Annotated in this window: 11 protein-coding genes; 2 read left to right on the top strand and 9 right to left on the bottom strand. The window is 56.9% G+C overall.

The annotated features are described in order from the left end of the window. Positions 1–45 precede the first annotated feature (45 nt). Complete coding sequence (locus tag B0G76_RS33295) at positions 46–681, bottom strand: hypothetical protein (protein WP_120297075.1); 636 nt, start codon at positions 679–681, stop codon at positions 46–48. A 760-nt stretch (positions 682–1,441) separates the two neighbouring features. Between B0G76_RS33295 and B0G76_RS33285 the strand changes: the two genes are divergently transcribed. Next, positions 1,442–2,386 carry a hypothetical protein gene (locus B0G76_RS33285; protein WP_147394125.1) on the top strand — a complete coding sequence of 315 codons (945 nt, stop codon included), beginning with the start codon at positions 1,442–1,444 and terminating at the stop codon, positions 2,384–2,386. A gap of 476 nt (positions 2,387–2,862) precedes the next feature. Here the strand turns inward: B0G76_RS33285 and B0G76_RS33280 are convergent, their stop codons facing one another. The 8 genes from B0G76_RS33280 to B0G76_RS33245 form a co-directional block, all read right to left on the bottom strand. Next, a complete protein-coding gene (locus B0G76_RS33280; RefSeq protein ID WP_183082259.1) occupies positions 2,863–3,408 on the bottom strand; it encodes a hypothetical protein in 546 nt (181 codons plus the stop codon). A 30-nt stretch (positions 3,409–3,438) separates the two neighbouring features. Continuing rightward, positions 3,439–5,697, bottom strand: coding sequence for a Mov34/MPN/PAD-1 family protein (locus B0G76_RS33275; RefSeq protein WP_120297072.1), 2,259 nt, complete (start codon positions 5,695–5,697; stop codon positions 3,439–3,441). Further along, a complete protein-coding gene (locus B0G76_RS33270; RefSeq protein ID WP_120297071.1) occupies positions 5,687–6,841 on the bottom strand; it encodes a metallohydrolase in 1,155 nt (384 codons plus the stop codon). The genes B0G76_RS33275 and B0G76_RS33270 overlap by 11 nt, the downstream gene beginning before the upstream one ends. Before the next feature lie 249 nt (positions 6,842–7,090). Next, the gene (locus tag B0G76_RS33265) at positions 7,091–8,053 is read right to left on the bottom strand and encodes a hypothetical protein (RefSeq protein ID WP_183082258.1); all 963 of its coding nucleotides are present in this window, start codon (positions 8,051–8,053) and stop codon (positions 7,091–7,093) included. Further along, on the bottom strand, positions 8,050–9,291 hold the full coding sequence (locus tag B0G76_RS33260; RefSeq protein WP_183082257.1) for a ComEC/Rec2 family competence protein: 1,242 nt from the start codon (positions 9,289–9,291) through the stop codon (positions 8,050–8,052). Before B0G76_RS33260 ends, B0G76_RS33265 begins: the two co-directional genes overlap by 4 nt. 465 nt (positions 9,292–9,756) lie before the next feature. Further along, positions 9,757–10,548 (bottom strand): H-NS family nucleoid-associated regulatory protein, encoded by a 792-nt coding sequence (locus tag B0G76_RS33255; protein WP_120297069.1) that lies wholly within the window; start codon positions 10,546–10,548, stop codon positions 9,757–9,759. 194 nt (positions 10,549–10,742) lie between these two features. Beyond that, positions 10,743–11,276 (bottom strand): hypothetical protein, encoded by a 534-nt coding sequence (locus B0G76_RS33250; RefSeq protein ID WP_120297068.1) that lies wholly within the window; start codon positions 11,274–11,276, stop codon positions 10,743–10,745. Between the two features lie 188 nt (positions 11,277–11,464). Continuing rightward, on the bottom strand, positions 11,465–11,872 hold the full coding sequence (locus B0G76_RS33245) for a hypothetical protein (protein WP_147394124.1): 408 nt from the start codon (positions 11,870–11,872) through the stop codon (positions 11,465–11,467). On the opposite strand from B0G76_RS33245, the gene B0G76_RS33240 reads away from it, so the two are divergent. Continuing rightward, positions 11,856–14,606: a DUF2726 domain-containing protein gene (locus B0G76_RS33240; protein WP_147394123.1), complete on the top strand. Its 2,751-nt coding sequence runs from the start codon at positions 11,856–11,858 to the stop codon at positions 14,604–14,606. The two genes, B0G76_RS33245 and B0G76_RS33240, sit on opposite strands and share 17 nt — an antisense overlap. The last annotated feature ends 318 nt before the right edge of the window (positions 14,607–14,924 follow it).

The raw sequence follows: 14,924 nt of genomic DNA, 5'->3' as shown, positions 1-14,924 counted from the left end.
CCATTAGTCCCCTAATCGGAGCGTTACAACACCCCGGAAGGGCAATCAGCCGCCTTTGCTCTTAAACAGACGTTCGTGCATCCATCCCTCACTGGTTGCAACCAGAACGGCCTTGGACGGAACTGGCTCCCCGAGACCCGCTTTGACATCGGGATACGCTGCCTGAATCGCCGGCTGCGTAACCCAGCTTGGAGCATCCTCGACAATCAAAGAATAGTTCACTTGCGAAATCTTCGTACCAAACATGTCGGCCGGCTCGGTGAAATTCACCACCTCCTTCACCTTGTATTTACCACCGCAGAAAGCATCGAAGCCGCCGAAGTTTCCCGAGCCGCCTTTGACGAGATACTTCTTTCCTTCATCGGTCAATGTATATTGAGTGGCGGGAATTTTCTGATTTGGAAAGACCGAAGGTACCTCTGTTTCGCCCGCCGACAGCAGGCCAGCGTTCACCAGCGCGGCTGCTTTCTCAGGTTCATGAGCGAAAAAGAACCCTCCCTTCTTCTCGAGTGCGAACGGTGCTTCCTTTCTCGGTAATGCGACGCAAACACCCTTCGTCGTGTTGAGATAATCTTGAATAGCGTCCGCGAAATTGCTCTTATTCGCATCTTTTTTGCTTCCACAACCGGACACTGCAAGCAGTGCAACTGCAGACAAGGCGAAAACAATCAATTTCTTCATTTTCTAATTCCCATTTTTTATGCGTCTTGCTTAGACCAACTGCGCCGCCCCCGGCGACGCGGTGCAATTATGTCTTCACTCAACCGGTTACTCAACTCCGCCCCAAGCGCCAACTTGCTTTATTTGGCAATTGCAAAGATTGACCGTCAAGTGGGCTAAAGATATTCCCCGCTGTTGCCGTTAACGTCGTCGTCGCCTTTTCAACAATAACGAGGGTTAATGTGAGCATCGGTTTCCGATTGTCGGTAGTGGCAGCTGCATTTACGTTGACGGCGTGTGCCGAGACCGGCACTGCTTTGCAAAGCTTGAACAACGGTCTGGCGCAAGTGAATCAAGCTATGGCTCCCTCGGGAGGGAGTACACCGTCTATCTTTGGACCCTCGCTATCAGTGGAGCAGCAGGGGCAGATGCGCGACGCAATCAGTGCATCGCTATCATCAAGAGATGCTGGGCTCCGCGGCATGGTTGGTTCCGCCCAGCCGGTTCTAGTGGCTGTGATGTCAAAATCAGCCTGTTATCACGACTGGAATGCCTCTCGTGTCCTTAGCATGTATACCTCAGCACAGCTTGGGAATGGCTATATTCCAGCGCCGTACAGCAGCATGAGGTATGCCCCAAAGAACCGCTGTTTGAGCGTATTGCGAACCGATTCGTGGACACAGAAGTCCCTGAACGCATTCACCTTCAGGGCCGTTTACTACAGCCCGGAGAGCGGCGAGAGCCAGGGTCTCACATATGAATTCATCAAGTCAGACGGCTCTTGGCTTCTGAACGCCGTACTTTGAGTAGTCATCGAAGTCGCCGTGCACCGCCGTCGATAGTCAAGGCATTATCGGCGCCGCCCGCAATCGGTACGGTAAGTTTGTTTGCTCTGTTTGTTCATTGCCACACTTTGGGGGTTCAGTTGAAGGTAAGAAATCTTGTTGTCACGCTGTCCTTGATGGGGCTTGCTGCTTGTGGTAAGAATGACGATAGTGCCAAGGCTACCGCGCCAGCTTCTCCGCCGAAAGTTGCTACCGCTGCGGAGACTGCCGCTCCAGTACCAAATGCCGTAGCTCATCAACTTCCCAATAGCCAGTCGGAGAACACTCCACTCGCAAGCTACGAGCAGGTTGACCGGACTGACGGAACGTGGCTGACGTATGTTGCAATCACTCATGCGACAGGTCAGCCTGCTCAGGAAGAGCTACTCAATCTCTTCTCGCCACAGTATTACAACGAACACGACGCGTTCAAGAAGCATGATTTGATTGCAACAGAATGGCCGCGAATTCAGACGAATATGCAGCACTATGCTGCACAAAAGTACTACTCTGTTCCGTTTGGCGCGTCACCGACGACGAACGGAAGCAATGCACTCAACGTCGCAACTTTCGCAATCAAGCCATACGATTTCGACACAAAGAGCTTCCCCTTGACTCCATTTGGTCAAACGGTCTACGGCAACCGACAAGGGGTGCAACTATACATTAGCACCCCCGATGCATTTACCCATCTGAAGGTCGGTGATGAGGCGCTGGCACGTCAAATGGAGCAAGCGCGCTCAAATATCAGTTTATTTATCGGCGGCACGGTGTATCTCCGCGTAGATGATATTCAAAATGGAAATCAAGTGCATGCGACGGTCGAGCATGTCCACTACGACATTTACGACAGGATGCCCGGGATTGGCGGCGGGAAAAAAATTGCCGAATCAGATACCTAAGGTTCCCGCGACTAGCCTTTGAGCATAGGAGAGACTCGCGGTCGAGGACGCTATCGTAGGTGCTCGCACCTAGAGTACGAGCCAAGGACCATTCACGTCGTCCAGCAATTCGAAAAGTTAGAGCGTAGTTTGTCCGCTGTCTTGTCGCATTACATGTAACCGGCAGGGTGCGACTCGACAGGACGGTCCTCTGGAATCGTGCGTTGCCAGCAGCACCGTCTAGCGAAGAATAATCAACCGGGAAGCAGTCAGTTGGTCAGCCGGTTCATCGCTCGTCAGCGACCTCTGCGGACATGAGAGTACAGACTTCGAACAAGCAGAGCAACGCTCGGCGTACGGCGTAGGCGGCATCGACACGATTAGCTTGGAGTTCGGAGAGGCGCCCGCAGTGAGACTGCGATATCTGAAAAGCGGATGGCCTTTCTGGCTTGACTTAGCCGATTCCTGCACAAAAGCACCCGAAGACCTAGATGCTTTCACGGTAGAGCTTGATTTCGCGCGGTTGGACGAGGGCTGAGACCCTGGTCCTGCGCCTGACCCGACGATTGTTCAATGGTGCCAGCAGGTTTGCTCATGTCTTGGCGAGCACGAGACTTCTCAATGCCCCACGTGGTCTGGGCGATGTCTTCAATCTTTGACACGAACTTATCGACGTTCAGTCCGGCTATGAACGCAAATGCGAGATAGCCGATATGCGAACCACCGGGCTTGCTACCGGCATCCAGAACGAGAAGTCCAGCCTTCAGAAAAAGGTAACCCGCTCCGCCGCAGATGATACTGGCAAACGGACGGAGGAAATACCAGCAATACCAGTCGGCGGACCAGCGGTCATGCACGCTCCTGTTCACGTACACTGCACGGATGCAGTATAGGGCGCCGCCGATACCTCCGGACAAACAGCAAAGCAGGCCGATGCGTAGTACCGCCGCCCACGTCGGCAGCGCGCCGACGAGAATGGCGGCAATGCCGGCCGCGCTGGTCACAGCTGTTGCAGCCAGATACGCGACAATGAGATAGAACATGGTTGACCCCGGAAGTTGTCCGTTCGAGTTCTAATTTGCACTGCCTTCACGAACGAGCGCAGCATACCCTTCGGGGTGCCGGATGAGCAAGACTGCTGCGTGCTTCAACTGACCATCAAGAAGAGCTGCCGTGTCGCGGTCCATCTGAGAAGGGCCGCTCGGTTGCAAATGACTATGCCACGTGCCAAGGCACCACAGCGTACCGTTCGCAGAGGCCTGATAGCGACGGATGGCGTCTTCCCTACCTTCTACTCCCAAAACGAATCGCGCTGCCGAGCGTTGACTGTCTGACGGAGCCGGAATCGTACCGGTGATGAAAATCTCGCGTGTCAGCACAGATACGCTACCGACGATAAGCCCACCGCTTTCAAGACCCGGGTACTGAGCGACGTTATCGACAATCTGTCGGTGGGCAGCATCCAGAACTCGAACCGTCCACTCATTGGAGTCGTAGACTTTGGCGATTTGAGTCGCGCCAACCGAGTCACTGTTCCACTGGATGGACATCCCGTCGTCGCCAATCATGGCAAGCGCCGCGATACCGGTTGGCGGGCGGCCAGCATCATCAATCTGCAGGAGCTTCTGCCCAACGCCAGCTGCCACAAGCGAAACACGCGCATCCGACATCGCAATCGTGACTGAGTGACAGCCGACACCAATGTCGAGTGTATGGTTTTCAGCATCTTCGGACGAACGCAATATTCCTGCCTTGCGCATGCGTTCATAGCAGTGGTACATGAGTTCCGTAGAAGTGGGGGTCCGTTGAGGTCCTTCTATCGTCATGAACGCGGCGTGTCCGCGGTTGACCAACGCCGCTTCGACAACGCGAGCGGAAATCGGGGCTTGCGTAAGGAAATTCCGGACTGCGGGCGAACCAGTCGTATTCACGACGAACGCCTCATCTCCCGCAAAGGCGCCGCGGTATCGTATGTCCGTGAAATCGAGCTTGCGCAGGTCATCCTCGAATATCGTCGGTGCCCTTCGTCCGAAGGACGCGACAATCTGCGAAAGGCGGCGGGCTTTGCCACTTAGCCGGGCCACATCGTCGGGCAACAAAGTGTGCCGAGCCGCGTTATGCGCAACAACAATCTTGCTGTCAATCAGCAAAGACGGTCGAATACCGGCACGAGCGACATGCATTACAAGCTTCGACCCGAGGCTGCCGCAGCCGGCGAAGACATATTGCGCCGTTGACCTCTCTGACAACCCCGACGTCCTCTTCAACAGCGCCGCACCAATAGGCGTGTTGAATGCAATCATCGTAACGGGCTTGTCGCTGCCCACATCGAGTCTTTCAGGCATCGCAAGCTCGACACGATATGCCAGCATCTCGTAGGGCGTTTTCTGCCCGATGATGTGGATTGGGCGACGAATCGGAAAGACGAAGAAGATATGAAGACGACCGCGGTTCCGCTCATTGACGACTAGCCGGTTGAAGTTGCTCACGAAGTCATCGACCGAGACACGACAGCCTAGCTCTGTCGCACGCGCGGCCATCTGCGCGAGAGTCTGCACCGTATCGGCTTTGTACGTGATATCAACCGGTGCGCCGTTCGGTCCGCCAGACGTCGGCCAGCACACAAGTATGGGCGCGACGCCGTCCAGGCCACGCTCCCACGTCTTTTGCTGCTGAACAGTTTTCGCCATCCACTCTGACGATAAGCCACCTTTGTGCATGTAGCCTTTCCATGTCAACGACATGGTTCGGTCGTCCCAAGACAGCGTGGGGCACATGAACATGCGCCAGCCGCCCAACGGCGGACCGGGCGGATTCGACGGTACAAGCGAGTCTGGGTCAATCTGCAGGACGTTGAACTTCGCGTCTCGCCGACTCGGTTCCCAACCCTGCTCATTGTTGGTCAGTTCATCAATGGCTGCCCTGTCGAGCCAGTCGGAAAGCTGCACGATGAGGCGGTAGATGCCTTCATCGTGCAAAATGTCTCGCTGGTCGCCGACGGTAATGCATGGCGGCACAGGGTCGCCCGCAGAGTGGGGATATATGTGCGGCAGGTTCGTCGGAAAATCCGCTCGCAACGTGAATCGAGGCGCAGCGGTCGGGAAATTCGCAGGGAACGCGACCAGTACTTCTTCAGACGCCAGAACGCCGTTTTCGCTTCGGCCGGCAGCCGCCGCGCGCGATGGCAGATTCACCGAAATGTGCGCTATGACGGCCCACACGCCGTTACGTTCGCCGATTACCTGGGCATCCAGCACTGCCGGATGCGCCTTCAGCGTCTCAATCGCCCCACGGATAGCCGGCGTCACCTGCGCATCAAATTCATCGGCCATGGGAAAGCGGTTTGGTCGCCAAAACCGATGCAACAGCCGCACGCGGCTCAACCGACGTTTTCCATTTCGCCTTCACGCCACCCGACGTAACTTCGAATGTCATCGGCTCAGGCTTCTTCTCGTTCGGATGAGTCGACGTGTTGATGAAGGTGCCCGAAGCATCTTTCGCGATAGCTACGTACTCCCGCTTCGCGCGGATGCAAGGCGGGTCGTTATCGTCGTCCTTGATGGGACAACTGCTTGCCACGAGGTACGCGCCCGGCCGCGTCTGAGAGAGCGCATCGCGCGCGTCCGGAGACACCTTGGCGCCTTCCTTCTTCTCGCTCCAGCTGTCGTACGACAACGTATGCCACGAACAATGGTGCGGAGTCGAAAGCAGGTCGTATTGCAGCACATGCGGCTTGTTCTTGTGCCGCTTCCATTGCTTTTCCCAGATGTAGACTTCGGCATCGCCACCCGAGAGGAATTTCACCGCATCGGACTTTGCGCCAGTGCCGATGGAGTAGTTCATGATGACGCTTGACTCATTCTTCGAGAGCTTTTCAGCATCTTCTTCGTTGTCTGCGTTCATCGGCGCGAGCAACAAGGCGCTGAAATTTGTCTCCGCGTGGCCGGCGACCCGAGTAACCGTGGAGTCCGTTTTGATAACGATTTGGCCGAGATTGTCGGTCTTGCCATCGGCGTCCTCACCGAGGATAAGAACGCGGTCTCCATCCTCGCCCATTCCCTCTTCTTCGAAGAGGCGAACACGGCGCTTCGCCTCCGTGTTCCATGCCTTAGCGTCATCGCACAGCGTGTGGTACTTCGAAGCCCGCCGGAAAATCAGCGGCGAAGACCACATTTCACGAACGACGATTTTCGACGGCGTGCCTGTTGTCGGGTAATCCGACAGCGGTGACATATGAAAATGCTCACGCAGCCCGCGGCAATGGTCCTGGTCCGGATGGCTGAGAACCATCACGTCAACATATGGGCGACCCTCCGCGTCCTCGTCAAGCATTTCGCGAAGGTCTTTCAAGACGTCGCGAACATCGTCCCCCGGTTGGCGAATGTTTACGTCGATAAGAATCTTGCGGCCGCTCGACAGGCGGATGAGTGTCATGTCCCCGTTGCCGACGGGAAAAAAAGTGATTTGCGGTGTCACCGATAACCCCTGTATCAAGACGTGTTTTAGGCTCCTGTCGCACCCTGAATGTGTCAGAAGCGGCACGGCGTTCGGCCCCTTATTTTAGTCATCTCTACAAAATACGCCACAAATTCGCTGCATGACCACTAGATGTGGTATTTTTCAGTGTAACACAATCAACTCGCGGCAATGAGCCGGACGGAACACATTGCCGCTTCGCGCTAACGTCGCGCCGATAGGGGTAAGCTCGTTGCGCTTGTCGTAAGGTCACTGCGGGTCAGTTTGCGACCTCGCGGACCGAGTTGACCGTCGACCTTTCACACCTTGCGACGCGCCATCTTCTCCGGGGGCCTCACTGGACGTCTTGCGTGCGCTCGCGCCTGCGTTGGTCGATTTGGACGTACTGTCCGCCTTCTCTTTCGTAGACGCTTTCGCCGTTTGCGCTGAAAAAAGGCTTTCGCAGGCGACTACAAGCTTGTGTGCGTAGGAAAACGCCGCGCTTCGGACCGTTTCCTCTGTAAAGAACCCAATCCATGCAAACAGCATAATCACTGCAATGCCAAGTGATATCCACTCCCCGCCGGAGAAGAGTGCCTCAGCATCGGCCGTCTTGTGCAAACGGTCGAAAAGCGGCGACAAGCCGTGTCGAAGGAGCGTCCACGAGATAACGCATACGCAGACCAGAATGCCAAGCCGGCGCAGCGCGTGCCCGTTCCGCCTGAAACCGTAAGCGATGTTGTCATTCAGCAAGAGGCGATACTTCTTCTCATCGCGAGTCGCCTCGCGAAGCCAGTTTCCGGCAGACGCATACACCCCGTCGGCGGCAGCCGGATTTTTTGCTTCCTCCGCCGCCGTCGGAAACTTCTTGCCGATTTTCTTCGCGAGCATCGCGTGGTATCGCGCCTTCGAAACCTCGTCGAATGTTGTATCGGAGTGCCGCAGCATCTGGTTACTCGGCGGACCGCCCCACTTTGCCCACATCGCCTTTTCGCGCGATTTCCCTCGACTGCGCGCAAAGTCAGCTAGCAGGCTCCAGCCACCGCATACACCGATAGTCGTCACAATGGTGCCGAGCACGCCGAGTGATTTGCCGTAGAGCGCGATAATCGCGACGACCGCGGGTAATAGCACCAGCAATGCCGGCGCCAGACGCGCGTTACGGTCATAGCGGTCGCCGAACTTCGAGAGGGCGTCCGCAATCGCTGCGGTCATTCCCTTCGTTTCACTCATTTCTCCACCTCGGCAAAGAACGGCAGGTAATTAAGCGGCCCATAGCCTTCACGCGTCGGCATCCCTTTCGAATACAGCCAGATACTTTGACCCTTCGTCTGCGCCACCTTGAAGCCCCGACGCTTGAATGCATTCGTTACCAGCTTCTTCGGATGCCGCGGCGCCTGAGCGGCGGCGGATACATAGGCCGACCGCGTAGGCTCCTCGACTGCCTGAGCCAACGGCTTGCCGACAATCATATTCAGCGTTTCAGTCGATACATTGTGCCGACCGCCGTGGTGCGGGATTTGGACGAACGCAACCTGGGAGGGCAAATCGACACCAATGCTTTTTGCATAGTCCGACGATGCCCGCAGCGTGTCGATGCCCGCGTCACCTGTGAGCAGGTATCCTCGGTCACGAATAGTCGCAAAGAGAACTGCACTGCTTTCGTTCTCAGCCGACGTCTTGACGTTGTCTGGCAGAAACTCTTTATCCCAGACGTCTGCTACAGCCCCCGCCGCTTCCTTGACGAAATCCACCACGGCGTCGAACATACCTTCGGCCTTCTTCAGCTCAGGTGATTTTTCGAACTGCGGGATGAGTTCCTTGACGTAGCGGTCTTTGGCGGGCGAGAGAACCGTAAAAATGCCGATTTTTGAGCCAGCGAACGGTTCGAAGACTCTGACGCCTTTCTCCTCGGCCATCTTTTCAAGCGCATGGGCGGCGGCCATCTTGTCCCGCAATCGCTGTGCAAGGCTCTCGTCGGTAATGCGGCCATCATGGAAGTAGTGGCGAATCTCGCTACTGTAGTTCCAAGGCTGGTGCATCCAGAGTTCGCCGACCGTCAGGTTTTCAAGTACGTAAAGAAGCCCACCCGCATGGTCGTTGTCCGGGTGCGAATTCACCACGTAATCAACGTGCTTCGTGTTGAAGTGCTTCATAACGTGTTCGACGAGAGGGCGTCCATACTCCTTTGTGCCGCCGTCGTACAGCATCACCCTGTACTTGCCATCAGCAATCCAGCGTACCGCAATTGCATCACCGCTCTTTTCGCCGGTTCCCACCGGCAGAAAATCAATCTCAATACCGTCAGCCATTCTCCCTCCTGTTATATTTTTACTGCTTTTTCTCTGGTCGTGGCAGGCCAGCCGCTTCGGATTGCGGAAGGCAGCGAACGTGTGCGCAAAAAAAGCGACTGGCAGGCTCACCCCGAGCCGCTCAGTCGCTTGGTTATAAATATGGTTGGCGAGGCCCACTTCAAGGGCGCACCTGCGGATTTTTTCCGATTCGTGCAGAACGGCCTATGGCCATCATCGAAGCGGCCTTACCCCCATCGGCGCGCCCCGGGAGGCCGCCGTCGCACCGGTGTCACGTGGCGATACTAGCCCACCTCAGTCATCCGAGAAATGGCCACACGCCGCGTTAAACAAAGTCGCCGTGACAAACAGCGCAACTTGACTTACGGCGCTGCCGCACAAGGTAAACGCAACAGGCTGCATCAAGGGTGCGGTGGTAGGCGAGGGTCGCTGGGCATTACGCGGGGCACCACGCTGTCCTTGTTGCGGCCGGTGGCCGCATGGTCGGCAGGCACCTTGCGAAGCAGCACGCTCAACAGCAAGCCGCGCAACCTCAGGCAGCACAGGCGGAATAGAAAGTCGTCCACCTGGTGTACCCGGTGGAATCAGAAAATCGCTGGTCCACCAGGCACCTGACAACTAGGTTTAGGTCGTCAATTCGGCCCCAGACTCGACTGTGCCCACTGGAGCGGGCATGGATGCGCTCTGGCGTGGCGCTTTTTTCGCCGGCGCTTTCTTGACTGCAGCCCGCACAGTGTCCTTCGCTGCTGCTTTCTTAGCCGGCGTCTTTGCGCTCACGGCCTTCTTGGCAGCGGTTTTCTTCACCGTCGGGGCCTTCTTCCCAACAGCCTTCGTGACCGCCGGTTTCGCATCGGCCGCCGTGCTAGCACCATCAATCAGAAACCGCCTCCGGTCTTTCGCGCCGGCTAGCCACGCCGGCGCCGGACCGCGCCCACTCCATGTCGCACCGGACTTCGGGTCGCGATATTTGGCCGGCTGCGGACCCTTGGGTTGTCCCTTATAAGCAGTTGCGCCACCAGCAGTCGAAGCTTTCTTGACAGCAGTCTTCGCTTTGCTCACAGTGCGGCCAGTCGCAGCGACAACGGCATCAGCGCCATCCTGAATCAGGAATCTGCTGCGGTCTTTAGCGTTCGCAATCCAACCGGGAGCACGCCCGTGTCCGGACCAGGTGGCACCGGTTTTCGGGTCCTGATATTTCGCCGCGGAAGCCTTCGCAAAAACCGCAGCCTTTGTACCGGGCTTCGGTCCGCGTTTCTTGCCGCCAGTGTGCGCATCGATATCAGCGGTGGTCAGGCCATGTGTTGACATCAATTCGCGAATCTTCTCGATAACAGCGCTCGACTTTTTCGCGATAAGCGCATCAGCTTGCGCCTGAAGTTTTCGGATTTTTGATTGCAAAGAATCCAGGGTTGCCATTCCCACCTCCACAGTTGAGAAGCCCGCACTATGACATGCACGGGGCCGAGCGCGCTAGTTCTGGTCGAATGGCCGAACTATTGGAGACAGCAATGTCATTCAAGTTCGAGGCTTCTGTGCCGTCAATCGATGCGTCGCGTCATGGCCTTCAGCACATGTAAAGCAATACTTGGAGCGCGGTCCGCGTCAAGTGCTCACGGTTCAATACGCACAACCGTAGACGTGGAGTTCGAGTCGACGTCGGGCTGCCCATGTTTATCGTACGCACCCGTGTGAATCTTCATCTCCGCGATAACTGAAACGGCTATGCCCACCGGCGACACGACGGTCTGCATGTCATCCATTTCGGCGTTCGGCAAAAACTCGTAGCTGTCGCCTGCCAGTTTTAGAAGGTCGGCACTTGCAACCAGTTCACCCTCGTCCTCGTGAAAGACCGTACCGGCTTTCGCGCCCGCACTAAGCTTTCGAACGCGTAGCTGAAAAGAGTCGTGACGGTCGCTATCCAACTCGAAAGTGGCCGTGCGGGGGTTCTTTGAGCGTATGTGCACGACCAGTAGTCTCAAATTATCGTGATACGGCAGAACCTGGGTTTCAAGCGTGAGATTGTTCTGCCAATCAGTCGAGCCGGCAAGCCAGAAAACCCAGGCCGCCCATGCTCCAGCGCACAAGATAGCGATGCAAGACAGAACCTTCAGTCCAAGGTCTACTATCTCGATGGCTCTTCTCATTGTCACTGTCCCTAAGCTTTATGTCACACGGTTTTGGGACTTCAACGCGCGTCAGGAATAACAAGCCTTTTCTTGCCAATCCGGTCGAGGCCCTGATTTGCTAATTACGTTATAGCCGCGGCACGATGAGCATTCAAGCGAGCCACCGATGGACTCAACGTTTACCAGATTAGCTTTGCGAGGTTTTTTCATGCATACGGCGATGACGGGCGCAACTGCGCAAACTGAGTGCTGTCTTTCAGTTCAACAGACGTGCTGTTCCGGTCGGTCTTCGCGTAGCCCGCCCGTCGGAAGAAGCCGACCGCCGTCGTTGTGAGCAACCACAACTCAGAAATGCCGTAAGCGCGTCCGAGGTTCTCGGCGCGCACCATCATGTTGCTTGCCTCGCGACCATTGCGAAAGACCTTCGCAACCGACAGCGACCGCAGCAGCGCATTGTGCCTCGCCAGAGTCACTGTCGTCGCATTCCAAGACGCGCCGATTTGTTTGGGAATTGAGGGATAATTCCGACAGTTGCAGACAGACGGCAGCCTGAGAGAGCGGTCCGTTTCGAGACCTTTGAAAAAGGAATATTCCGCAGTGACCAGAAAAAGCAAGGCTCGCCGGGACCAGGCAAAGCTCAAGAAACCCGTCACGTCACCAGCCCACGGCACCGCGTCAGCGACGGCGGGCGGCTTTAACGAGCCGCGCGCATCGACGGAAGACCCGTTCGGCATTCAGACCGTTGCAGACCTGAAGAACAACACACGGATGTGCGTTGAGGCGGGAGACTGGGATTCTCTGCTGAGACTGGCGGACACGCCACCGGAATACATTCTTGACGCAGATGAGGTGACCGCTCGGCTCTGGCTGTTGCGCACTCGCATTTGCGCGTTCACCAAAGGTCAGCCTGGTTCAGCGAGCAGCCTCAGTGGCGAATGTCGCGACGAGGCGAAGGCGGCGGTGACGGAATTGAGCAAGGGGTGCGCAGACTTCCCCAAGCTTCCAGAATTTGCACTTTTCGTTCGACTGCTCGGCCACGAATTCGACGAAGTCTTGTACGGCTTCGAGGTGCTGGCCGATGCCTGCAAGGAACCCCTCGAGTTCTTCTGGATTGAACGTTTTCGCTCGGTCTGCCACCGGCTCATGTTTCTCGAGGAGTATGTCAATGAGGACGGGGAGGAGATTCCACAGGCGCACTACGCAGCGCGGGAGAGATTGCCTGAAATTGACCTCGTGCTGGCGCAAGCCTATGTGCGTGCAGAAGAAATTCCTGACCTTGGGACGGGCAACCTCGCGCGTCTTCGAGCCTTTCAGGCCGAGTTGCTGATGCAGATGGCCGAGCAGGCTGAGGCGGATGCCGTACGCGCCGCGCTATCCCGAATTCCTGCTCCGGTCATCGCTGACCCTGACGACGACCAGGGAGAGGACGAAGGCTGGTCTCGCGAAGAGATGAGCGCTAACGACTGGGGCTTTCTGTGGGAGCTGAGCTGGCAGTCCTTCGGAGGCTACGCCGACCTGCTGGGGCGATACCCGGGCCCCTACGAAAACGACCTGTGTGAGGGGCTCGCAAATCTGATAAAGAGCGCACTGGCCAACGGCAAGGGTCGTGCCGCACAACTATTTTCCGCAGGTGTTCACAGCCTTGCACGGTTTCAGACCGGGCTGGGCTCGATGCTGGGCGCGAGCTTGACGGTCGGCACCCCGGAAGGCGGTCGAACTGAGGTTCCCATCGCGTATCAGAATTTGCGCCACCCGAGCGCCGAAAGCCTCGTGCAGCGCCTGGTAGACCATATCCCGAGCACTTACAGCCATAATCGGGAGCTATGCCAGTTTTCCCGGCTGTTCGCGGGCGCCATGAGCTACTACGGCAATGAACGGCACAATCCCGGTGAAGACACCACGTATGAGGCCGTCGAATCAATCAGGGATACAACGTCTGCGCTGTTCCAATGGATGGCGATTGACGGCTGGGAGTCTTTGGCTGAGCGAATTAAATTCTTCGTAGGGGCGCTCATGCACCCCTACGCGTCGACGCAGATTCGAGAGCATTACTCCCTGCCAGTCCTGCAAGGAGACGTGCCGGCTGACAAGGTCCGTGCTGTCCTGGGGGTGTTGACCGAATTCGCGGGCTGTCGCCACAAACTTGAACCGCACCCACATCTGGATTCGCTCTGGAAGCAGTCCGCCGTAAGGATTTTTGATGCCCTGATGTCGGCCGACGGGGAAGACCAGTCGGACCTGCTCTGGCTCGCCAGAGAGCTTGCCGAAGACCTTATGAGCCCGCGAGGAACGTTCCTGCTCGCGTACCTCGAGCAGGTCGCAGGCGACAAGCAGGTAGCGCTTGCGACGTACCTCGACTCGCTGGCTCTCTCCGAAAAGGCTTCTGATGTGCTGCTTACGAACGCGAAACTGCTTTGGGCGAATGAGACGGAGCTCGTCGCTGTTCAAGCCTTCGTCGAAACCCTTCGCAGCAGTACCGGCGGCGAAGCGCACGTCAAGGCCGCCGTCAAGGATTTGCTGAACAGTGCCGAACAACGACTGAAGACGTTGCGGACGCAAGACCAGTTTGAGCGCACAGCGGTCACACGGTGGCCAAGTCTCACCTGGCAGGCGAAAAACGTCTTGATGGCATTGAACCAGATTGACAGCTTCAATGGTTTCGAGGAACTCGGCAAGTACGCTGGCATGACTGCGTACTGGGCGCAGCACCACCATCGCAAGTTGATGAGCGACGGCATGCTGTTCGAGCGAGACGGGCGCTATCAAATCAACCCGCACATCCTCCCGCTACTGGAGCGCGAGAATCAGCACGCGGTGGCGGGCCGGATTGTCCGTACTCAAGGGACGTCGGCCGTCAAGCAGGTCTTCAACAGCCAGCGCGAGTTCTCCATCTATCAGGTCGTTGTCCAGTTGTGTCCGAACCACCTCGTGTTCCCGAACTGCTCGTTGCAAAGCATCATGAGCTACGACCGCATGAAAGAGCTGGTGGAGTCCGAGGACTTCGGATACTACCTACGCGCGAGCGTCGATATCGTGGTGGTCTCCAGTACAACCTACCTGCCGTTGCTGGCAATCGAAGTCGACAGTCCATGGCATGACACTGAGAAACAGCAGGAAAGAGACGATAGAAAAGACGGCTTGTTTGCAGTGGCCGGCATCCCGTTCCTGCGATTGCGTCCTTTCGGGCGGCCGACGCCCGCGGTGATTCGAGGAGAAGTCTCGGCGCACCTTGCAGAGCTCATCAGCATGGTCCGAACCGACATGCCGGGTTACGACCAGGCACGTCACCTTATCGACGACCTCGCGAAAACAGAAACACCGGCGGACGACTGCGCGTCTTTAGGTTGACGCAAAGTGATTTCTCCGTTCGGCAGCCGCGATTGACCCTCATCACCACGTGGACGATGCTGTCAGTGCTGGCGGCTGAAATCGACATTAGTTGATAGGGCCGTGCCTGACCGCGGGCCACTCTCACATACCCGGGGTTGTCGTGTAGCCGTGACTTCACGACGCGTCCCAAGAAAGTCTGGAGAGTAGCCAGCAGTGTTTCTCGCGAGAGATAAGAACGGTTGTCCCTGTCGAGGACGACGCGGCCGTGCGCTGCTTCAGGCAGCCACTTTGGCCGGAAGACATCGCCCTGTTTTAAAACTGCAGGAGAAGCATCCT

The sequence above is a fragment of the Paraburkholderia sp. BL23I1N1 genome, assembly GCF_003610295.1.
GTDB lineage: Bacteria > Pseudomonadota > Gammaproteobacteria > Burkholderiales > Burkholderiaceae > Paraburkholderia.
Note: the sequence above shows the minus strand (reverse complement) of the source record. Positions and strands in the feature narration are given on the sequence as shown.

Excerpts from the sequence above, each read along its gene's own strand:
- B0G76_RS33295 (WP_120297075.1), bottom strand. The coding sequence starts at position 681 with ATGAAGAAATTGATTGTTTTCGCCTTGTCTGCAGTTGCACTGCTTGCA.
- B0G76_RS33280 (WP_183082259.1), bottom strand. The coding sequence starts at position 3,408 with ATGTTCTATCTCATTGTCGCGTATCTGGCTGCAACAGCTGTGACCAGC.
- B0G76_RS33275 (WP_120297072.1), bottom strand. The coding sequence starts at position 5,697 with ATGGCCGATGAATTTGATGCGCAGGTGACGCCGGCTATCCGTGGGGCG.
- B0G76_RS33265 (WP_183082258.1), bottom strand. The coding sequence starts at position 8,053 with ATGAGTGAAACGAAGGGAATGACCGCAGCGATTGCGGACGCCCTCTCG.
- B0G76_RS33255 (WP_120297069.1), bottom strand. The coding sequence starts at position 10,548 with ATGGCAACCCTGGATTCTTTGCAATCAAAAATCCGAAAACTTCAGGCG.
- B0G76_RS33250 (WP_120297068.1), bottom strand. The coding sequence starts at position 11,276 with ATGAGAAGAGCCATCGAGATAGTAGACCTTGGACTGAAGGTTCTGTCT.